Origin of the sequence: Actinomadura chibensis NBRC 106107 (genome assembly GCF_001552135.1) — a bacterium.
In the GTDB taxonomy this organism is placed as follows: domain Bacteria; phylum Actinomycetota; class Actinomycetes; order Streptosporangiales; family Streptosporangiaceae; genus Spirillospora; species Spirillospora chibensis.
In genome coordinates, this window is sequence record NZ_BCQP01000089.1 from 1 (window position 1) to 19,923 (window position 19,923).

22 protein-coding genes, 2 tRNA genes and 1 pseudogene are annotated in these 19,923 nt (G+C 67.0%); 9 read left to right on the top strand and 16 right to left on the bottom strand.

Features of this window, described 5'->3' with window-relative positions:
* Positions 1–56 precede the first annotated feature (56 nt).
* Complete coding sequence (locus ACH01S_RS39565) at positions 57–1,208, bottom strand: sensor histidine kinase (RefSeq protein ID WP_218010555.1); 1,152 nt, start codon at positions 1,206–1,208, stop codon at positions 57–59.
* Positions 1,209–1,338: 130 nt separating this feature from the next.
* Between ACH01S_RS39565 and ACH01S_RS39570 the strand changes: the two genes are divergently transcribed.
* Positions 1,339–1,734, top strand: a complete 396-nt coding sequence (locus ACH01S_RS39570; protein WP_067904994.1) for a DUF6069 family protein — start codon at positions 1,339–1,341, stop codon at positions 1,732–1,734.
* Positions 1,735–1,875: 141 nt separating this feature from the next.
* Here the strand turns inward: ACH01S_RS39570 and ACH01S_RS39575 are convergent.
* Both ACH01S_RS39575 and ACH01S_RS39580 read right to left on the bottom strand, forming a co-directional pair.
* Positions 1,876–1,967 (bottom strand) — tRNA-Ser (locus ACH01S_RS39575).
* 143 nt (positions 1,968–2,110) lie between these two features.
* On the bottom strand, positions 2,111–2,542 hold the full coding sequence (locus ACH01S_RS39580) for a hypothetical protein (protein WP_067904997.1): 432 nt from the start codon (positions 2,540–2,542) through the stop codon (positions 2,111–2,113).
* Between the two features lie 189 nt (positions 2,543–2,731).
* Here ACH01S_RS39580 and ACH01S_RS39585 point away from each other — a divergent pair.
* A tRNA-Arg gene (locus tag ACH01S_RS39585) sits at positions 2,732–2,804 on the top strand.
* 69 nt (positions 2,805–2,873) lie between these two features.
* Here the strand turns inward: ACH01S_RS39585 and ACH01S_RS39590 are convergent.
* The 11 genes from ACH01S_RS39590 to ACH01S_RS39630 all read right to left on the bottom strand — a co-directional run bounded on the left by ACH01S_RS39590 (position 2,874) and on the right by ACH01S_RS39630 (position 11,047).
* The gene (locus tag ACH01S_RS39590) at positions 2,874–4,205 is read right to left on the bottom strand and encodes a site-specific integrase (RefSeq protein WP_083981674.1); all 1,332 of its coding nucleotides are present in this window, start codon (positions 4,203–4,205) and stop codon (positions 2,874–2,876) included.
* Positions 4,205–4,384 (bottom strand): helix-turn-helix domain-containing protein, encoded by a 180-nt coding sequence (locus ACH01S_RS39595; protein ID WP_067905000.1) that lies wholly within the window; start codon positions 4,382–4,384, stop codon positions 4,205–4,207. The genes ACH01S_RS39590 and ACH01S_RS39595 overlap by 1 nt, the downstream gene beginning before the upstream one ends.
* A 52-nt stretch (positions 4,385–4,436) precedes the next feature.
* On the bottom strand, positions 4,437–5,780 hold the full coding sequence (locus ACH01S_RS39600) for a replication initiator (RefSeq protein WP_067905003.1): 1,344 nt from the start codon (positions 5,778–5,780) through the stop codon (positions 4,437–4,439).
* Between the two features lie 155 nt (positions 5,781–5,935).
* Entirely contained in the window at positions 5,936–6,091 is a 156-nt protein-coding gene (locus ACH01S_RS44770; protein ID WP_169809433.1) for a hypothetical protein, read from the bottom strand.
* Between the two features lie 16 nt (positions 6,092–6,107).
* Positions 6,108–6,260, bottom strand: coding sequence for a hypothetical protein (locus tag ACH01S_RS44205; RefSeq protein ID WP_157406361.1), 153 nt, complete (start codon positions 6,258–6,260; stop codon positions 6,108–6,110).
* A 22-nt stretch (positions 6,261–6,282) separates the two neighbouring features.
* A complete protein-coding gene (locus ACH01S_RS39605) occupies positions 6,283–7,110 on the bottom strand; it encodes a DUF2637 domain-containing protein (protein WP_067905006.1) in 828 nt (275 codons plus the stop codon).
* Positions 7,107–7,400, bottom strand: a complete 294-nt coding sequence (locus ACH01S_RS39610; protein ID WP_067905009.1) for a hypothetical protein — start codon at positions 7,398–7,400, stop codon at positions 7,107–7,109. Before ACH01S_RS39610 ends, ACH01S_RS39605 begins: the two co-directional genes overlap by 4 nt.
* Before the next feature lie 107 nt (positions 7,401–7,507).
* On the bottom strand, positions 7,508–8,839 hold the full coding sequence (locus ACH01S_RS39615; RefSeq protein WP_306303281.1) for an FtsK/SpoIIIE domain-containing protein: 1,332 nt from the start codon (positions 8,837–8,839) through the stop codon (positions 7,508–7,510).
* 23 nt (positions 8,840–8,862) lie between these two features.
* Positions 8,863–9,225 (bottom strand): SCO3933 family regulatory protein, encoded by a 363-nt coding sequence (locus ACH01S_RS39620; RefSeq protein ID WP_067905014.1) that lies wholly within the window; start codon positions 9,223–9,225, stop codon positions 8,863–8,865.
* A gap of 314 nt (positions 9,226–9,539) precedes the next feature.
* On the bottom strand, positions 9,540–10,742 hold the full coding sequence (locus ACH01S_RS39625; RefSeq protein WP_067905017.1) for a helix-turn-helix domain-containing protein: 1,203 nt from the start codon (positions 10,740–10,742) through the stop codon (positions 9,540–9,542).
* Entirely contained in the window at positions 10,739–11,047 is a 309-nt protein-coding gene (locus tag ACH01S_RS39630; protein ID WP_067905020.1) for a putative quinol monooxygenase, read from the bottom strand. The genes ACH01S_RS39625 and ACH01S_RS39630 overlap by 4 nt, the downstream gene beginning before the upstream one ends.
* A gap of 344 nt (positions 11,048–11,391) precedes the next feature.
* On the opposite strand from ACH01S_RS39630, the gene ACH01S_RS39635 reads away from it, so the two are divergent.
* From ACH01S_RS39635 to ACH01S_RS39645, 3 genes are all read left to right on the top strand, one after another.
* Entirely contained in the window at positions 11,392–11,640 is a 249-nt protein-coding gene (locus tag ACH01S_RS39635) for a hypothetical protein (RefSeq protein ID WP_148344171.1), read from the top strand.
* Complete coding sequence (locus ACH01S_RS39640) at positions 11,640–12,041, top strand: hypothetical protein (protein ID WP_067905026.1); 402 nt, start codon at positions 11,640–11,642, stop codon at positions 12,039–12,041. The genes ACH01S_RS39635 and ACH01S_RS39640 overlap by 1 nt, the downstream gene beginning before the upstream one ends.
* A 174-nt stretch (positions 12,042–12,215) precedes the next feature.
* Positions 12,216–12,623, top strand: a complete 408-nt coding sequence (locus ACH01S_RS39645) for a DNA-directed RNA polymerase subunit alpha C-terminal domain-containing protein (protein WP_067905029.1) — start codon at positions 12,216–12,218, stop codon at positions 12,621–12,623.
* A gap of 1,137 nt (positions 12,624–13,760) precedes the next feature.
* Here the strand turns inward: ACH01S_RS39645 and ACH01S_RS39650 are convergent.
* Complete coding sequence (locus ACH01S_RS39650) at positions 13,761–15,668, bottom strand: hypothetical protein (protein ID WP_067905032.1); 1,908 nt, start codon at positions 15,666–15,668, stop codon at positions 13,761–13,763.
* A gap of 385 nt (positions 15,669–16,053) precedes the next feature.
* On the opposite strand from ACH01S_RS39650, the gene ACH01S_RS39655 reads away from it, so the two are divergent.
* The 4 genes from ACH01S_RS39655 (at position 16,054) to ACH01S_RS39660 (ending at position 18,600) form a co-directional block, all read left to right on the top strand.
* Positions 16,054–16,524 (top strand): hypothetical protein, encoded by a 471-nt coding sequence (locus ACH01S_RS39655; protein WP_067905035.1) that lies wholly within the window; start codon positions 16,054–16,056, stop codon positions 16,522–16,524.
* A gap of 939 nt (positions 16,525–17,463) precedes the next feature.
* Positions 17,464–17,607, top strand: coding sequence for a hypothetical protein (locus ACH01S_RS45640; RefSeq protein WP_218010556.1), 144 nt, complete (start codon positions 17,464–17,466; stop codon positions 17,605–17,607).
* Between the two features lie 43 nt (positions 17,608–17,650).
* Positions 17,651–17,773, top strand: a complete 123-nt coding sequence (locus ACH01S_RS46455; protein WP_255220387.1) for a hypothetical protein — start codon at positions 17,651–17,653, stop codon at positions 17,771–17,773.
* A gap of 506 nt (positions 17,774–18,279) precedes the next feature.
* Complete coding sequence (locus ACH01S_RS39660; RefSeq protein WP_067905038.1) at positions 18,280–18,600, top strand: hypothetical protein; 321 nt, start codon at positions 18,280–18,282, stop codon at positions 18,598–18,600.
* A 286-nt stretch (positions 18,601–18,886) separates the two neighbouring features.
* Here the strand turns inward: ACH01S_RS39660 and ACH01S_RS46880 are convergent.
* Positions 18,887–19,797: pseudogene (locus ACH01S_RS46880) on the bottom strand (aminoglycoside phosphotransferase family protein).
* Positions 19,798–19,923: the final 126 nt, after the last annotated feature.

The window sequence follows — 19,923 nt, forward strand, 5'->3', positions numbered from 1 at the left end:
CAGCCCGGCGCGGACGAGCGCGTCGTCGTCGACGACGAGGACGCGCACCGGGGGATTCACGCGGGCCATGGTATCGACGCGTGCAGCCGGAACTCCCCGTCGACCGTCTGGTGGTCGAGCCGTCCGCCCGCCAGGTGCACCCGCTCGGTGAGCCCCACCAGCCCCGCACCCCCGGACCACGCGGACACCGAGCGCTCCGCCGCCAGCGCGTTCCGGACGTCGACCTCCAGCCCCGCGCCGGGCCCACCACGCAGGACGACCCGGACCGGCTGCCCGACCGCATGCTTGCGCGCATTGGTCAGCCCCTCCTGGACGACCCGGTACGCCGTCCGCGCCACGGCGGGCGGCGCCTCGGCCGGATCGTCCACCGCCTCACGCAGCAGCACCTCGGTACCGGCGCCCCGGGACTCCTCGACCAGGCGCGGGACGTCGGCCAGCACCGGCTGCGGACGATTGCCCTCGCCGGTCGCCGGGTCGTCGTCGCGCAGCAGCGAGATCACGTCCCGCAGTTCCTCTAGCGCCTGGTGCACCCCGTCCCGGACGACCCCCGCAGCCTGGGACAACCTCTCCGGCGAGGCGTCCGGCCGGTACTCCATCGCGCCCGCGAACGTGGCCAGCAGCGACAGCCGGTGCGCGAGGACGTCATGCATCTCCCGCGCGATCCGGCGGCGCTCCAGCATGCGCGCCTCCGCCACCCGGCGCCCCTGCTCCGCCTCGGCGCGCCGGGCCCGCTCCCGCAGCGAACGGACCAGCGCGGCACGAGCCTGCGCCCACGCGCCCCACCCAAGCAGCGCACCGTAACCCGCGATGACGAGCACCAGCCACCACCCGTAAGGCAACCCGCCGTTGGGCCGCCAGGCCCCCCGGACCGCGTGCGCACCAACCCCCGCCGCCGCCACCGCGATCGAAACCGGAAAGCGCCGATGCCACGCCACCTGCAGAGCACCGATCGTGGCCGGCGGGCTGGCCGCCGGCGACACCGCGGCCAGCACCGTGAGCACCCCCGCGACGGCGACCGGCCGCCGCAGCGTCAACGGCGTCAACACCCAGCTCAGCACACCCGCCACGACATCGACCACCAGCAGCGGCCCGGCCGCGCGCCCACCCCACCACACGAGGACCGTGATCGCGACCAGCACCCCGGACACACCCAAGACCACGGCCTGGACGCCGGCGCCGACTCTCGACCCAAGGGAGAACCTGTTCACCCGGCGAGGCTAACCGGCACAAACCAGACACCAACACCTTCCAAAGTTGGTGGTCACCTCCCCCTAAGCAGGCATCGACGAGCCCCACCGACCGATGCACCACCCCAACCCGAACCGCGAATCTCCTCCCATGACGAACAACAAGCCCACCGCCCGACGCAAGGGCCGCGCGATCACCGTCACCGCCGCGACAACCGGCGCCCTCCTCCTGTGGGCCGTCAACGCCCCCTGGCCCGGCACCGACCTCACCGTCCGCCAAGGCGGCCACATCGGCCCGGCCGCCGTCGCGGCCACCGCCCTGACCGCCGGCCTGGCCGCCTGGGCCCTCCTCGCCCTGCTCGAACGCACCGTCCGCCACCCCACCCGGACGTTCCGCATAATCGCCCTGACCACTCTGGCGCTCTCCCTAACAGGCCCCCTGACCAGCGGCACCGACCTAACCAGCCGCCTGGTCCTCCTCGGAATGCACCTAACAGTCGGCACAGCCCTAACCCTCGGCCTCCCCTGCCCCCGCCCCTGCCACTGAAGAAACACGCCCCGCCGTCCCCTCTACCTCGACGGACTCGGACAGCGGCACCGGGGCAGCACAGCAGCCGCGAAAACAGACCCCTGGAATGCGACAAGGGCCTTGCACAAGATCGCAATCTCACGCAAAGCCCTTGTCAGGTGGCGGAGGATCGGGGATTTGAACCCCGGATGGGCGTGAACCCAAACCGCATTAGCAGTGCGGCGCCATAGACCGGACTAGGCGAATCCTCCAGAGCCTTCAGGCCCAGACAGGCTACCGGTTCAGCGCACCAACCGGCAAAGCCCGACGAGCAGCATAGTCCGAGTCGCCGCCGCGACGCGACGACCTTTACCGAACGTCCGCCCCTGGGGCCGCAGGAGCGGATCGCCGGACGTCAGCCCAGGCGGAACGCGCTGAACCCGCAGGCCTCGGCGAGGTCGTTCCCGTGCCGCTGCATGGCCGCGGTGTCGGGCTGCCCGATGGACGACGTGTCGCCGGAGCTCAGCTTCCGCAGCATCTCCGCCGTGTTGTCGAGGTCCCCGGCGAACGCCGTGGCGGCGGACGCGACGTCCCCGCCGGCGCTCTGCCCCTCCGACCGCACCTTGGCGGCAGTGTCGGTGAACTTCTGGGCGGTCGAGGACGCACCGCTGGGCGACGTCATCGACATGCTTCCGGTGGAGAAGCTCCGCAGCTCCGTCTCGATGTTCTTGCAGGCGGTGCGCTTCTTGCCACCGGCGACGGCGTCGATCGCCCCGCATCCCGTGGAAGCGAGCATCAGGCCACCGACGGCGACGACGCCGACCAGCGTGGTGGCGGACATGCGCATGAGGATTCTCCTTCAGGGGGTTTCGGATCTTCCGGACGGGCCAGACTCTCAGGTCACACCCGTCCCGATGACCCCTTTGACACCCGTCCACCACAAAGAGTTCCGTGACTCAAGTCACACTCCCACGCCGACCTGTACCGCAACCGATTCGCAGTCAGCCCCACGGAGCCGGTACAGTAATCCCGGCAGGCACCCGTAGCTCAACGGATAGAGCATCTGACTACGGATCAGAAGGTTAGGGGTTCGAATCCCTTCGGGTGCGCCCAGCTCAAAGGCCCCTTCCGATCATGGAAGGGGCCTTCGTAGTAGCAGGTACAGCAGCGAAGTACAGCTACACGGACGCCTCGCCACTGTCGCCGCCAGCCTGCCGCAGGTGGTCCCCGAGCCGCTTGAGGGCCGCCCGAGTGTCCTCCGACGGAACCTCCGTGTAGATCTCCATCGTGATGCTGATCCGGCTGTGCCTGAGGATCTGCATCGCCACGCGAGGGTGGACGTCGAGCGCGGCCAGCAGCTTGCCGCACGTGTGCCGCGTGTCATGCACCCGGATCACCCGGACGCCCGCGGCGGCACACCGCGACTCGAACGCGCGGTTGACGTTGCGTGGTTCGATCGCCCGGCCAGTCCGTGTGGTGAAGACGAGGTCGTTTGCCTGCCAGTCGTCGCCAGCCGTGTCCCGAGCCTCGGCGAGCTGGCGCTCTCGCACACGCAGCGCCGAGGTGCACACCGATGGCAGCGGTAGCACGTCGGTAGAGCCGTCGGTCTTGGTGCGCTCCTTGTGGATGAGGCGGGATCCGACGCGCTGTAGCTGCCATTCGATGGTCAGTTCGTCGGCCTTGAAGTCGATGTCTGCCCAGCGGAGGCCGAACACTTCGCCCTTGCGCATGCCCATGACGAGGATGAGCACCCACGCGGCGTATAGCGGGTCGTTGGCTTCCCTGGCGTATTCGAGGAACCGCCGCGCTTCTTCCACGGTCCACGTGGATGCTTTGCGGGTCCGCTTCCGCGCGGTCGGGACCTTGGCGAGGGCGGCGACGTTGCGGGAGATGATCTCTTCCGTCCGCGCCTGGTTCAGTGCGGCCCGGAGCGTGTTGCGTGCTGCGGTGATGGTCCGTCGACTCGGGTAGTCCTTGCAGCACTGCCCGATGGCGCAGCACCGTTGCCGCTTGCGCGGGTTCTTGTGCTCTTTGGGACGTCGCGCGTCCTTGCCCTGGGCGCAGCACTGGCACTTGCCGGGAACACCGTTCAGCCACTTCTGAACGTCCCGCACGGTGAGCCGGTCGAGCCGCTTCTTACCCAGGCCGGGGATGACATGAAGCCGAGACATCAGCTCATAGTGTGAATAGGTGTTCGGCTCCCGGTTCGGTTCGATCACGTCCGTGAGCCAGTAGGTGAGGTACTGCTCTACGGTCGGCATCCTAGTAGCGATCGGGCGTTGCTTGGCTTCGTTGAGAAGCTTGATGTATTTGTCATGGACGATGTCGCGGGTCTTGCCGTAGACGTATTTCCGTGTGCGTTCCCCGGCGGGGGTGGTCACCCAGGCGTAGGCGGCGTAACCGTTGCGGTAGGGGTAGATGGAGCCTTCCCCGTTGGCTCGACTGCGGGTGCTCTTGCGCTTCTTTCCGTCCTCCGGCTCTTCGGGGACGGCGGATGTGGTGCTGGGCATCAGGCGACGTCCTCCATGAGTTCGTTGAGGAGTTCGGCGATTGCGTCGACGGGGACGAGACGGCGGCGGCCGATCTTGAGCGTGCGGAGTTGGTTGGAGCGGATGAGGTTGTAGAGCGTCCAGCGGCTAACGCGGAGCCGGTCGGCCGCTTCATCGACCGTGAGGACGAGTTCTGACACGTCAACGCCTCCAGGCGTGGAACAGGAACCGAGCGAGCGACCCGTCCGGGTCTTAGGGCGATGCATGCAGCGACGGCATTCGCTGTCCGGTGAGCGCGGCGGTCAGCAGCGCTTCACCAGGAGTGAGGCCCTGGCCGACGTAACGCCAATCGGCAATGACGAGGACTTCGTCATCGTCAAAGGGCAGCCGACCAGTGGTGATCTGGTGTCCTTTCTCGTTATGCGCGATCCTCTCTGCGCGCAGGCGGCCGAGGGTGGTGGAGTAGCGGCGCGATTTGGTGGAGAAGTGGCCGCGGAAGCCGAGCATGTGCGCCCATTCGGCCAGTCGGAGTTCGGCAAATTCCTCCAGGGAACTCAAGTGGAGGCATTCGATGATCAGCCGTCGGGCGTGTGCGGACACGGGCAGGTCGGCCGGGTCGTCGGTGGGACGTATCCGGCGGTCGAGGGTGCCGACGCATTCGGCGGCCTTGGTGGCGTATTTGGCGATGTAGCCAGCCACCGCCTGATCAGTGAGTTCCCCAGTGCTCGAAATAGGGCGTACGTCGGTCTGTGAGCCCCAGACGTGATCCTTGGCCGGGACGTCCCCCGCCGCCGAGGTTGAGACCTTGACCGCGCTCGCCGCGTGGTCGACACCGGCCTTGAGTAGTTCGTGCGTCGCCCAGGCCGGAGGCGCAGCGTCGGGGCCGCCGGGTCCGTCGAAGCGGATTACGGCGTGGAAATGGACCAGGCCGCGCCGTTGGTATTCGGCGACCTTGGCGAAGGAGACGGTGAGGACCTCGCGCAGGTCGGACACTCGCAGCCCGGCCGACCGTGCCACGTACCGGCGGAAGGCCATGGTGAAGCGGCGCCAGAGTTCGGGAGCGTGGGCATTCCACAGCACGGCCCCGGCGTAGTCGAAGCAGTCGTCGCAGATGGGTTGCCCAAGCCGAGTGTCGTCGGCGGAGTGCCGGACGGTGCACGAGACCGGGCGACCGTGCAAGCACATTCCGCCGTTGCGGCGCGGGTGACAGGCGGACACCCCGCCACCGGCACCGGTCCGCCGGGAGTGCACGGCACCGAACGAGGGTGCGGTCAGGGTGACGAACGCCGTCGGATGGGCACTGACCGACGCCGCGACTCCCTTGCCACCGACGAGTCCGGCGCGGATGAGTTGGTAGGTGTCGGCGCGGTAGACCTCGGCGCAGGCCGGGCAGCGAGACGCCCGGCGGGTCTTGCACGCCACGCGCAGCGAGCCGCTCGGTTCTTGTGCCGTGGAGTAGCGATGCAGGAGAGCACCGGTCAGCGAGTCTCGATACTCGACTCTTCCGCGCAGGTGGATGGGTTGGGCGCATCCTCCGGTGGCGTGGGCGCGACGGGCCCAGGCGCGGAAGTCGGTCCGGTTGTAGCGGGTGGCCATGTCGCGTGCGGCCGGGCCGTTGATGAGCGGTGGCGGTGCGGGTTCGGGCACGATGGGCGGGTCTCCCTGTCCGTGGTTGCGGATGGTCGGGGACGGGCCCGGCGTGGTCGCTGTGTGCTTGCCGGCGACTGCGGCCACGCCGGGTATCCGGACTGTCAGAGGGCCGAGGTGAAACGAGCCAGGGCATCGGCGGCGAAGGCCAGGCCATGGCCGAGGGCGCGGGTGGTGTCGGCGGCGGTTTCGGGGTGCCGGATCAGGTACAGGCCCAGCACGCCCCACATGGCGATGAAGGCGCAGCGGCGCAGAAACATCAGCGGTGTCCCCTTGTCAGGTGGTGTGGCCGTGGCCGTTGCAGTCGGGGCAGGTGGACCCGTCGGAGGCGACGCCGCCCCCGCCGCAGGTCCCGCACACCCAGCCCACGACGAGCCGAAAATCACCGGGCACCGGCGGTGTGGTCTGCACGATCGGGTTGAGGGTCATGGCGGATGTCCTCCAGCCGGGCTTAGGCGACGGATGCGGTTTCGGTGCGGGCGTGTTCGGTGCGGATCTGGCGGAGCAGGTCGGAGGCGAGTTGGTTGGACACGCCGAGGCGGGCGCGGAGCGCGTCGCGGGTGATGGGCCGCCCGTGCTCGTTCTGGTGTTCGACTGCGACCCGGCGCGCGAACTCCACCAGCGGCCCGGCCGGTCCGGACGCTGATGAGGGCGCCGGAGGCCGGGACGAGGACGCGGACGAGGCGGCGGGAACGGGGATCGAGGTCTGGTCGTCCTGCTCGTCCTGGTCCTTGTCGGTGTCGTCCCGGACCGTCGAGGCGCGGGGACGGTCGTCCTCCCACACCACCCACGGCGACGAGGGCGACCCGGACGATGAGACCGCCGGGGATGGGGAGGGCATTGAGGACGGGCGGCCGAAGGAGTGCGGGATCGGTGTAGGCCGGGCCGTTGTCGTAGTGTTGGTGTTGCGGCGTTCGAGCATGGAGACGGCGACCAGGAACGCGCCCGCCGGAGTGCCTGCGGTGAACCAGCCCCAGACGGTTGGGTCGGCTTGTGCGAGGTTGGCGGCCAAGGAGAGCAGGACGCCGCCGACCAGGACGAGCGTCGGCCACGACAACCGACCCGTTGCCCGCCCGGTGCGCTTGTCGCGCTGGCGTTCCCCGGCCGCCATCACGCAGGTGAGGTCGATGCAGACCGCGATGGCCCAGGCCATCCACCCGGTTTGGCCGTGTTCGGTGGCGGTGTCGCGGATGTGGGTGAACGACCCCGCCGCCGCGATCCCCGCCAGCACCACCACCGGCCCGGAGTCGGCCAGCGGCCCGAGAATGCGGCGGGTCATGCCGCCCGCCGGGAGGTGACCAGGGCCAGTAGCGCGGCCAGTTCGGCGTCACACCGATGCCCGTCCGCCCAGTCATCCACCCCGGCCACGTGCGACGAGGCGAACGACTCGGCGCACGAGAAGCACACCGCCACGTCCAGACCCCGCAACTCGTCCCACCCGACCCGCACAGGCGACGTGCCCGACGAGGACGACACGAACAAGACCGCGGACGGCCGGGACGAACCCAAGGCCGGGAAGGACGGAATGGGGACGAGCCGAGGACGGACGGCCAGGACGCGGACGGACATCGGAGAGCCTCCAGGAGCGGGTTCGGGCACAGGTCGGGTAAGGACGTGGCGCAATCGAGGGCTCACGCCGAGCCGTTGAGGAAGTCGACGAAGGAGAGCGACCGTGCTTAGGCAGCGCCGGACGCGGTCAGGTGACGCCGGACAAGGCCATCCCAGTCGGGAGTCAGGTGGGCGTAGTCACGGGCGGCTTGCTCAGCCGCGGATTCAGGGACGTAGACCGACCGGGCCCGGTGCCAGGAGCCGTCTTGCCCAGCCACCACGCACACCCCCGGAGTCTCGGCGGGGGTGGCACGGGCGGCGTCCAGCGCGGCCGGGTCGAGGTCGCCGAGCGTCATGTTCGCGGTTTCCGGATCGTTGACCCGATGGCACACCCGCCCGGACAACTGCGCACGCAACGCGGTGACCCCTGGTCCCAGGTCGGACCCGATGCGCTGCCCGCACACCACCAGGTGGATGGCGAAGGCGCGGCCGAGCTGGGCGAGCCGCAGCAGGGCGGTAGCTGTCCTGGAGACCTCGTCTTTCTCAGACTTGTCGGCCATCAGGAACAGTTCGGCGACCTCGTCCACCAGGACGATGACGGGCACCGGCCGCAGCGGTTCGGGAAGCGTCCACACGTTCCGAGCCCCGTGGGCGCGGCAATCGGCCATGCGGGTCTCTACTTCGCCGATCAGGTCGGCCAGCAGGTCGACCGACTCTTTGCGGGTGGTCGCCAGGGCCGAGAGCCGAGGCGCGTACGGAGTGAACTCGACACCGCCCTTAAGGTCGAACCCCACCAACGCGACAGGCTGTGGAGCTAACCCCTTGATCAGCGCATTGGCCAGGTTCGACTTGCCTGACTGCGTCGCGCCAGCGTTCAACCAGTGGGGGACCGTCCGAAAGTCGATCACCCAGTCGTGCCCGTTTTCCAGCTTGCCGGGACGCACCCGCAGCAGTTCGCCGGTTTCGGGTTCGGTGGCCACGTCCACCAGTGGGTCGCGCATCGTCGCCCACAGAGTGACGAAGCCGGGCCGCACATCGACCACGCGCACTGAGTGAACCCGCCAGGCGTGCGCGATCCCCTCGGCCGCGCGTTCGTAGTCGGCCGGGACCTGCCCGTCATGCAGCCGAAGCCGCATCCGCCACCCGAGCCGAGTAGGCCGAAGCACACCCAGACGGGGCGCGCGCTCGACGTCGACTCGCCGCACCCGCCGCCGCTGCTGGACCACGGTCGCGGCGGACCGAGATGCCGACCCGACGACAGGGACGGCGTCCAGGGTGAGGCGGAACCGCCGCCGGTTGCGGGTGAGCTTGCACCCGGAGGCGACGTGATGCCAGGTCAGGTACACCAGCACCGCACGCGCCGGGAAGGCGATGCCGTACCAGAACGACACCGGGTGGAACCGGCGCCAGGCCCAGAGCCCGGCCGCCGCAGCGGCCAGGACCCCGAGCACCAGGACCATGTCAGTCATGACCGGGCCGCCGTTCAGGCCACGCCCGCCGAAGCGGACGGACCAGCAGGACCGGTCGCCGAGACCGGCGCGATGCGGTCGGCGCGGAAGGCAACACCGAACCGCTTCTCACCACCCAGAACGGCCTCCCACGGGAAGGCCACCAGCCCGACCGGCGTGACGATCTCCCCGATACCCACCGACTGGTCGCCGACCACCGCGACGTTGAGCAGGTCCACCCGCCCCGACTCATCGGCCGCCGACAGACCCACCGTGAACACGGTCTGGCCGTTGCGGTCGGTCTTCACCTCCCCCGTGTCCTGATTGACGACCTTGGGACGCGGCGCGGACACGCACACGAACGACAGCGCCGACACGTCCACCGGAATGTTGCGCATGCTGAATACACCTCTCGTCCGCCTGCTGAGCAGGCGTTATGGATCTGAGGGAGCACACACGCCATGGGACGGACGAGGTAGCATCAAAGCGCCAACTAGGGTGCTAACCGCATCCGGCCTGGGCGGGTCTCCCGCTCAGGCCACTTTCATTTGTGGCCTGTCTTGCCGTTCAAGAGCGGCTTTCCGCCCCTGAAATACGAAGAGCGTTCGTGTTGGGCCGTCACCTCCGCCAGGAGTGCTTCAGCGTCAACACGAACGCTACCCCGTACTCAGGGTTTCTGCTAGTACTTCAAGTACTAGGGCACGTACTTTTTCTACGCTCCCACCTTGTCGGCGAGTTCTCGCAGGTCAGAGGACGGCGGATCTTGCATGGTCAGCAGGTCGGACACGACCTGACGCACGATCCGGTGGTTCCGTATCTGCTCCGGCGTGATCGACTCGGCCTCCAGCAGCGCCGCAAGGGCTTCGTCGACCTGACGCCGCTGAGCGTGCGCCCGCGCCATGTCGATCTGCAGCCGCGCCCGACGCTCCCCGGACAAGGTCGAGGTGTCCACCTCGCCGCCCACTCGGAGAGCGTGACCGGCGTCCCCCAGCTCGACCGCCACGGCGACCTCATGAAGCGCGACGTTCGCCGGGCCGAACTCAGTGTTGTAGTCGTTGCGTCCGTCCCCCAGACGTTCGGCGATCTCGCGAGCCCGCGCCAGATGCTCATACGCCACGTTCGCCTGATTCAGCCGCGAAGCCGCCACAGCCCGTTGCAGCGTCAACCCGCCCCACAACGACATGGCTTCACGCTTGCCCTGGTCGACTAGGAACCACAGCGCCTCAGCAGCAGTCCGCGCGTTCTCCTCGACTTGGTCGAAGTGCCGCGCGCTCAGGAAGACGAACCCGAGCCGGAAGGCGCCGGCGGCCATCATCAGCGCATCGCCCGCACGCTCAGCCGACACGATGGCTCGGTCAGCGGCGATCCAGGCGGCCTCTGGCTCGCCGAGCTTGGACAACGCCGCCGAGCACGCCTGATAAGTCACCGCCAGCAGGTCGAACAACTCGGCCCGCCGCTCGTCCGGCGCTGATCGCACAGCCGACTCCAGCGCAGGCACAAGCCCACGCAGCAGATCCGCCAGCTCCAAGTACTGGCTCTCATGGGTCAGCTCCCAGGCCCGCTCCACCCGCGGCCTGATCTCTGCCGTAGGCGGGACGGGCGCCGAGTGCAGCATGGCCTGCAAGGAGTGAGCGCCCGAAAGGACGAGGCGCAGCCCAGCCGATCCCGGTTGCTCCTCGGTCGTCGCCGCAACCACTGGAGCCTCGGCCGCCAGCTCGGAGAGCGGTAGCTCCAGCACCTCGGCGACCTTTTCCAAGACCGACATCCGGTCGACCTTGCGCACACCGCGCTCTACCTGGGACACCCAGGCAACCGACCGATCGACCAGCCGCGCGAGCTCTGGTTGAGACAACCCCCGCCGCTTGCGCTCCTGAGCGATCCGCCGCCCTAGGGCCCTCTGATACTCCGTGCTCACCGTTTCGTTCCCTTACCTACTTGGAGGTCCAACCAGTCGACCTCCACCGAGGCGAGCAGTTCCTGACGGGCAGCGAGGAAGCGCCGGGTGTGCTCTTGCTGCTCGTGCGCGTCGAACGCCGCCCGGTCCCGGTACAGCTCATAGAAGATCCGCTGTAGCGGTTGCCCGTCGACCTTGTGGACCGCGTAGACCAGAGTGCCCGGTTCCTCCGTCTCGATCTTTTCGACCGTATCGGCCACGAGCTGGTCGAACGCGCGGGCGTTCGCCTCATCCTTGCAGGTGAACCGGACCACCAAGCCGAACATCGGCCCCCTCCTTCGTCGATCTCTACGAGACCAGTACTTATTGTGCGGCGCAAGTACGTGAAGTGGCTTGTACTTGAAATACTACACCAGTACTTTGAGTACCGATCGCGAGACCTTGCCTCTGATCAGCAAGATCACCGCGAGCCTCTAGCCGATCACCTCAATGAGGACCATCCGAAGGGACCTCGATGTCTGTTCCACAAGACGCCCCATGGAGAGGCGCAGCGGACGCGCACCCAAGCCCACCGGCCGGGCAACGCAAGTGGCGGGACGGAGCAGTCGCCCTGATAGCCGAGCTGGACAGGCGCGGCCTTGTAGCCAAGCCGTGGGGCCAGGACGCCGTCATGGCCATGAACCCGGACGGGGAACCAGCACCCGACGACCCTCAAGGCCAGATGATGAGCCCCGGCTTGCGGCAGGAGGTCAGGTGCCGTCCGCACGGCCCGGACGGTGACCTGTGGTGGCACTGGGTCTGGTCCGGCCCGACCCGCAACGCCGAGCCCGAGCTCGAACCGCTGTGTCCGCTGCGCGAACCCGAACGCGCCGCCGAGCGGATCGGCCGCGTCCTGGCCCTCGAAGGGGCGGATGGCTGATGATCGATGAGTCCGCGCTGACGCTGAGGCTGTGGAGCCGCCGCGCCCACAGGTTCGTGCGATGGGTCAGCACCCGCGACCGCCACGACCGCCTGGCGATGTGGCACCTGGACCGCCTGGCCCTCGCGCTCACCGACCGGGGATGGCGCACGACCCGACGCTTCCACGTCTCCCCGACCACGCTCCGCGTCGCGCCCACCAACCACGCCCCGACCACGGCGGTGGAACTCACCGCCACCCACTTCGGCCGCTGGGTCTACCTCGTCCGCGGAAGCGCCGCCCCCATCCCCTGCTCCGACGTCGCCAAGGCCGTCCCCGAAGTCGAACGCCTCATCTGGCGACGACTCAACGGCACCGACCCCGCGACGGTGGCGGTCACCGACCATGACCACCAACGGTGACCGCCAGCGCGCCGCCCGAAGCCTCACCCACCAGTTCCCGGGCGTGAGCGCCTGGTACGGCGAACAAACCGGGGAGTTCTGGGCCATGGTGCCCCTGCGCACCGGCGTGTGCCTGCTGTCGGCCCCCGGCCTCCGGCAACTACGCGAACAGATCATCAGCGCAAGGACACACCCATGGCCCCACAGATGAGCGGAAGCGACCACCACCCCAACCACTCAGACGTGACCGTCGACTGCCCGATGAGCTGCCTGGGCGTCCACACCGTTGGCGACCTGATCGCCTTGCTGACCAGCACCGCCCGCAGCGCCATCCCCAACAACCCCACCCACCTCTCGCCCGCCTGGCCACCACACGAGAACCACTTGCTGACCTGCCCGATCTCATGCCTGAAACTCTCGGCACGGATCACCAACGCCCTCCGCCACCACGACGCCGACGTCGAGAACATCGGCCAGCTCATCCACATGCTCCGACACAACAAGCTGGGGGAGGTTCGCCACATCGGCCCCCGCCGCGTGAGCGAGGTCCACACAGCCCTTGTCGCCGGAGGCTTCAACATGGGCTACTCCCACCCAACCTGAGACCGCCCACCCGTAGACGGCCCCTGGCAGCCTCCGGCCCACCGCCGAGCAGGAAGCCAGGGGCCGCCGCATGCCCACGAGACCTAGGCTCAGCCGAGCTACCCGATCCCTGGATGAGAACTTTCTCTACGTCTTCAAGGGCGCCCCGCTGGCGCGGGTCGCCGGGCGGCCGCGCCCGGCTCTGCGAGCCGGGCATGCGGCCTGTCCCGTCCGGTCCCGTCTCGCGCCGCCGTGCACGGCCGCCCACGAGCGCGGCACGACAAACGAAAGATCATGATCTAAGCGCGCCGAACGCTGAATAGCGACCAAGTTGGCATGAACCAGGAAGACGTGACTTGTCAGAACAACAGCTTGTGAGTCTCAGCAATCGATACACTCTGCCAACTTCCTAGTGCTTCCCCGCAAGGGTGTCAGTCTGAAGGAGGCTAGTGTGCGTCTGCGTTGGGCTATCCCATTGCCGGGGCCGTTCTCTCTCGGGGGAGGCATTCCCCTTGGCGGAAGGAAAGGCAATGCCGGGTGTGGTGCTCTGCTGATTGCCCCCTTCATCCTATTCTGGTGGATTTTGGTCGCCGAGGTATGGCTCCTATGGTGGTCCATCAAGATCTGGTGGCTACTGGTCCTCTTCATCAGGCACCGGAGTACTGGGCAGTCGATGCCGCGGCAGCACGGTTGGTGGTGAACGTCAGCGGCCGAAGAGCGCCCTGTGAGTAAGAGCGGTTGCGCGAGCTCGAACCAGGGGGCTGCGCCGCCCCCTGGACCCCCGCGAGCCGGGGTGCTCGTTCGCGCGAGACTGTCCGTCACGGGGTTGCGCGCCGTTCGCGCGAACGAGCACCCCGGACCGGTCGGCGCAAAGTGCTGAGCCTCGCTAGGCGGGTCCTAATGGCGGTCTTGGCAAGCCTGGACGAGGGCGGGACCCAAGTGCCTCGTGAGGGTTGCTCAGCAGGTCAGCGGATGGATCTGGATGGGTGCAGATCTTATTCTTGAAGCTCGCAATGACGTGAGGCTCGTGATGAAGGCTCAGCAGCTTCCAGGTTGCAGGCCCTTGAGTGCGCACTGACTGGCTGATATCGCAAGCCCGGCGGTCGTCCTATCCAAACTAGAAGAACGTTTGGTGACGCAGACCAATTGAGAAGAAGCTTACTCAAAGAGTATTTCTTGGCCACTGCCTGCTTTGGGTAGTTTCTTGATGAATCCACTCTCTCGCGTGAACTCGTGAATGATTTTTACGCCAGGAACGATAGGCTTGTCGTTATCGATAATAATGAGCTGGAAGGGGCGTTCGTACCGCCCATCGCTGCTGAGGCCTCGACGCCGCATAGCTTCGATGAAGCGCGAGTAGACGCGGCGGGCGAACTGGCGATCCTCCTTGTTGGTGGCTCCAAGCCCCTTCTTGGGAGAGTCGATTACGAGCATCCCTGGAAGGGTCGTGAGGTCATCTTCGATCGCCTCGGTGAGCAGAGTGAGGCTATAGGCAATCGAGACTGCGGTGCGACCGCCGCCTCCACGGGCCTTGAAAGGCATGCCGTCGATATAGGGAAGGAGGAGGTCGGGGTCAATGTAGGCTCGACCTTGGTATCCGGGGAGTTCTATGGTTTTGAGTGTTTCGTGGAACGCCTCGTTTAGCCAATCAAAGACCTGCTCGGGTCGGAAGATTCCGACATCGGGATCGTCTGACTCTGCGGCGAGGGCATCCCGCTTGCTGCGCAACTCGGCGATTTGAGTGCGCTCCTCGGTCAACCGCTGCAGCGATTCGGCGAGTTCGCGCAGGTCGGTGATGCGTTGGACAATTCTCGCCAGTTCGGCGGAGGCCGCTGCAACAGCGTCAAGATGGGGAGCGACTGCGTCCTTGGTTTGCTCGTGATTGAGCGCGAGCAGTTCACCCAAGGCCGCAGAGGCTTTGTCCGCCACGAGCTGGGCAACGCTGAGTTGATCTTCGGTTGCGGTGAGTTCGCCCTCGGCTTCCTGATGTTGCTGTTGCAGACGAACGCGGCGGGCGAGTTGCTTGTGACCTGGCAAAGGTTGGCCGCATTGCTGACATGCACCGGGCTCCCGCTGCATGTCTAGGGGCTGCGCGCACGAAATACAGTTCTTCTCGGAGTAGAGCTCCAAGGTTGTGCGGTCTGCTGGGTCGGCATCCTCGATTATGCTTAGGGCGCGCAGCAGCTCATTGACTTTGTCCAGGTCATTTTGGGCTTTCTCGTGTTTCTTGCGTTTATCAGCGAGATCGATCTCGGCCCGTGCGACCGCGGTGTTCGCTTCGCGCAACCGAGTTTGCCACTGTTGAGCGTCAGCAATGCCAGCACTGGCGGCGGCACGGAGCTCTTGCACGCGCTGCTCGGCTTCGGCGCGGCGGGTGGCCATGGCAGCAAGCTCGTCCTGCACCGCAGAAGCGGTAGTGACGCGGTGCTCGCTGAGGAACCGTTCGACGACTCTGGCCCTGTTCTCACGGCTGCGGATCTCGGCCTCTAACCGGCGAATCTGGGTGAGCCTAGCCTGTCGAGCGGGGTTAGTGAGTCCGAGCATGAGCTTGAGGGCGGTGACGCGGACATCGTCGCGATTCTCGGGCATGATGACGTACTGGTCGATATGATCTTGATCGAGGAACAGGAACGGCAGGATCCCGCTGTGGAAGTCCAGCCGGCCGCCGGTAGCCCTGAAGTCTTCAGCCAGGCCGAGTTCGTTCAACAGCCAATCGGAAAGACTGGTGTTGCCGGCGCTAGCGCGGACAGGGAAGCGGCCCTCCAAGTCGCCAACCTCGTCGGTGACCGTCACGATGCTGCTGCTTGAGCGGGCGCGGCGCAGGGTGTAGGTGCGGTTGCCGAGCCGGATCTCAAGCGCGACCTCCCGCAGGTGTAGGTCGACCACTCCACGCCAGTCATGGAAGTCATCGCCGAGACCAAAACGCAAGGATTCTGCGAACGAGGTCTTGCCAGTGTCGGCTGGACCAGTGATTGCTACGATCTGCGCGTCGAGGTCGTAAGGCGGGTCCTGCCACCCCTGATCAGTGCGGATTCTCAGCTGCAGCATTCGCAGCACCTTGCCCATCTTGTCGCCCTCCTCAAACCAGGCGGCTGGTCGGCGAGCATGCTTGTTGGCTACGTGCGTCGAGTCACTGATATCAGAATCTTTCACGCTCGGTAGAAGCGAGCCTCAACCTGATCTTCAACTACCCACGCCTTCGTCCACGCCTGTCACACTGTACAACGCTACGATCCGCTGGCAGTGTCAGTGGCGCGCAGTGGTCACAGTCCTCGACAGTCAGTTTCACGTTTCCGTGAGTCGGGTGTAGTCTTCGGAACGTCCGGGGTGGCGAAGGGAGGCGGGAACGATGGCGGCTATGGCTGAGCCAAGCAGAGCACCGAAAGTCCAAAGACTGGTAGAGGACCTTCGAGCGCTGCAGGACGCGGTCAAGACCCTCCGCGCGGCTGGAATGGAGGCAGATCTCCCAACGGAGCTGGTGATCGCCTGTAGTGAGCTGGTCGAGCTGGCGGAGCCCCAGCGAGGCGCACCGCTCGTCCGATCCACCGCTGACGATCTGTCAGACATCCCGCTGCGGCGATTGGTGTGGCGAGTCCTGACGCCGGGGGAGACCTTTACGGCGCCAGAGGTCGTGGAAAGACTCTCAGGTATCGGCGTCGACGTCGCGGCTCAGAAGGTCAGCAACGCCCTTGGCTATTGGTTTGCCCGTGGAGACCTTTGCCGTCGCCGCAAGGGCGTTTACTACTACCCGATCTCCAGTGCCAGCGCCCCGCACCAAGATGAGGACGAACCTGGCATTGAGCAGACCCCAGGTCGGCTGAACATGACCGACCGTGATCAGGGCCCGGCGATGTCCGGCCCGGAAGTGGAGGCCAATGGTGAGTCAGCCAGCGGACAGGAGGTCACGCGACGCGCCGGATAAGCGCTGCCCGACACGACGAAGGAGCCCCCGGAATCCAGGCGGCCACCTGGAGGGAGCTCCTCGTCACATCCAGCGGTCTGAACAACGCAGGACAACTTCACAGCGTAGCAGGCTAAGCGAGTGGCGTCGACTACTCCAGCCGGATAAGCTGCTGTGGACGCTGCGCATCATGGGGTCCTTGTGGCTGGTGATACCAGCCGACCTCCGCGAGCAGCTACTGCAGCTGATTCACGGCACAATCATCTAAGCCATTGAGGGGCGGCGCTCAGCGAGCGCCGCCCCTCAATGGCGGGGCATCGCTCAGTGGACCTCGACGCCAGCAACGAGGGTGGCGGCCCGGCACAGATCTGGCCGTGTCACGAGTGCTATCCCTGCCGCGCCGAAGTCAAAGTCGAAGACGGATAACGTTCGCCGGCGAGTGTCACGCCATCGACTGTCCAACTTCCACGAACGCTGCGGTACAGCAGAGAAGTACCGCAACAGAGGCTTACAGGCACTAGCACTCACGACCAGTGGCGCACGCTCTGACCTGGGGTGCAGCCGTCCGAGGCGGGGCGGCCGGTTTCTACGGATCAGAAGGTTAGGGGTTCGAATCCCTTCGGGTGCGCTCAGCTCAAAGGCCCCTTCCGATCTTCGGAGGGGGCCTTTTGGATCTTCTATGTAGCAACGCGCTCAGGAGCAGCAGCGGCCAGTAGGGCTAGGGCCGGTGATCGGACGTCGAGCAGAGCGTGAACCTCGTCCTTCGTCAGCTCACGGGGTGGCTTGGGGTCGATGGTCGGGGCGTTGACGAGCAGGACGACGTTCTGCGGCTGCGCGTCGTCAGGCATGACGGCCGGAGCGTGGTTGACCTCGGGGCGCCGGACGGCGATGCGTGATTGTCGGGGCGGACGGCTGGTCCCGGGAGTCCCGCTCGCCCGTGCTGTTCCGGCGGTCCGGGGGATGAAGCCACTACCCGAGCCGCTCCGTGACGGCGACGGCCTGGCGAGCCTGGCCGAGTTGCTGAACATGGACGCGACCGGTTTTCGGTTGCTGGCAGCGTGGCGGGTGGCCGCGTTCATCCCGACCTTCCGCACCAGGTCCTGATGTTCCGGGCGCGCAGGGAACGGGCAAGTCCAAGTCCGCCCAGATGGTCATCGGGATCATCGACCCGTCCGGCGCGCCCAAGCGGACCGTGTGGGGGGACGTGAAGTCCTGGGCCGTGACCCGCCCGACGAGCGGCCGCCACCATAAGCAGATCACCGACCGGTGATCTGAGGGACCGGGGCGAAGGTAGCGCCTCGGTCCCGCTCGCAAGCTACCGCGTACACCGCCCTCGGAAGGGACCCGACATGGACCACTGGTGGTCCATCGCGACACTCGTCACCTCGCCCCTTCCGCAGGGGGGCTTACAGCGCACCCGAGCTAGGCCGCGTCCTCCGCCCGCCTGGCGAAGGTCTCGGTTGTCTCAGCGAGCTGCTGGTTGGTCATGTGCGCGGAGAGGGGGAGCGTGCTGGACGGGTCAGCGTGCCCGAGCCGAGCGGTCCCTGCCGAATTGCGCTGTTGGGATCAAGGGGCGGCGGCGCTTGGGTTGCTGGCGCGGTCCCGCGCTTGGCCGCCCGCGCGCGTGCGGCGTGGGCGCCGGTCGCCGGACGGCCTGCTTGGCCACGCCAGCGCGACGCGCTTGCTGGGGTGCCTCGTCTGGTTGACGCGGGTGTGGGACGCCGACGTGCAACGTCTCTACTCTGTTCGCGAGTCCATTGCCCCCTCAGGGAGCCCATGTTGTCTACCGAGCACGCTGTGTTCTTGAAGTTCTCGTTCACTGGCGACGGGTACGGCACCGCGCCGGAACGAAAAGCGATCTACGCGCTGGCTCATCAGCTTGATGAATGCCTTGAAGCATCGGGTGACGGTGAAGTCGACGGTCACGAGTTCGGCCAGGGCGCCGCAGAGATCTATCTCTCTGGGCCTGATGCCGGGGCACTGCTACAGGCCATCCGTCCGGTGCTTCGAACGGCCAGTCTGCGGCCGACCGAGGCCGTGCTTCACTACGGAGATCTCGACGATGAGGGCTACCGGGTCGAGACCGTACCGTTCTGACGAGAACCGACCACGGGGTTGGATGATCTCGGATTCGGGTGAACGGGGTTGGACGGCGGCAGTGATCGTTTGGACTCTGCGGTCAGAAGTTCCGATCATGGAAGGGCCCTCTTGCGGAGAGGACCGCTCGTGGCCTCGGCTGCTGCTCGCTGGGCGTCGGCGAGCAGATGGCCCTACACGTTCTTGGTGGTCGGGATGGACGTGTGCCGGAGGATCTTGGGGACCTCGGGTGGGTTGCGGACCCTCGTGAGGGGTCGACGAGGACTTGGTTGTACAAGGTGTTCGGCTAGGGGTGAGGTTTGGTTAGGCGGGTTAGGGACGTTTGGGCGGGTGGGGCCCAGGTGGGTTTGCCGCCGGGGTGGCCTTGGGTGGCGGCGTGGCCTATGAGGATGCCGGTTAGGGCTCGGGTTAGTGCCCAGCCGCGGGCTCGGCGCAAGGTCGCGGAGTCTGGGGTCGGGTGGTAGGTGGCGTGGAAGGTGTCGATGGTGCCGTCTGGTAGGAGGATCCAGGCGGCTGCTAGGTCGTAGGCCGGGTCGCCTGCGAAGAGGTCGCCCCAGTCGATTACGCCGCTGATGGTGCCGTTCGTGGTGAGGACGTTCGCTGGGTGCAGGTCACCGTGGAGCCATAGGGCCGGGCCTGTGTAGGGGGCGCTGCGGCGGCGTCCTCCCAGATCGCGCGGACGGCGTCGGGGTCTGGGATTAGGCCCAGTTCGGTGGCGGTGGCTAGTTGGGTGGCGAAGCCTTCGGAGTGGTTAGAGAGGTTGCCTCCGCGGTTTCGGCCGGTGGGGGCCTGTTCGGGGGCCGGCTGATGGAGTGCCATTAGGAAGGCGGCCAGGGCGGTCGCCGAATCTAGGGCGTGGATGGGGGCGCGGTCGGCTGGTTCGCCTGGGACCCACGTTGTGACGATCCAGGGGCGCGGAAAACGTGCGGAGGGCTCGCCTAGACGTTGGGGAATGGGGACGGGGAGCGGGAGGCGCGGGGCGAGGGTGGGTAGCCAGGCGTGCTCCTTGCGTAGGAGTTCGTCTGCGGACTCCGTTGCCCAGGGCAGGCGGACGGCTAGGTCGTCACCGAGTCGCCACAGTTGGTTGTCCCAGCCACGCGCGCCGAGGGTCACTGGGTGGTCGGCCAGGTCGGGGTGTTGGTCGCGCAGGAGGTCGCGCACCAACTCAGCGGTGATCTCGATATCGGCGTGCGTCATGCGGAGCACAGTAGCCACCAGCGGTTGAGTAGGGCGGTGGGGGTCGGTTGCCCTCTTGCGTCCGCTAAGGCGGTGGCCTCTCCGGTCATCTTTGTGGCCTGCGCCGATTGTGTCGTTCGCGGATGC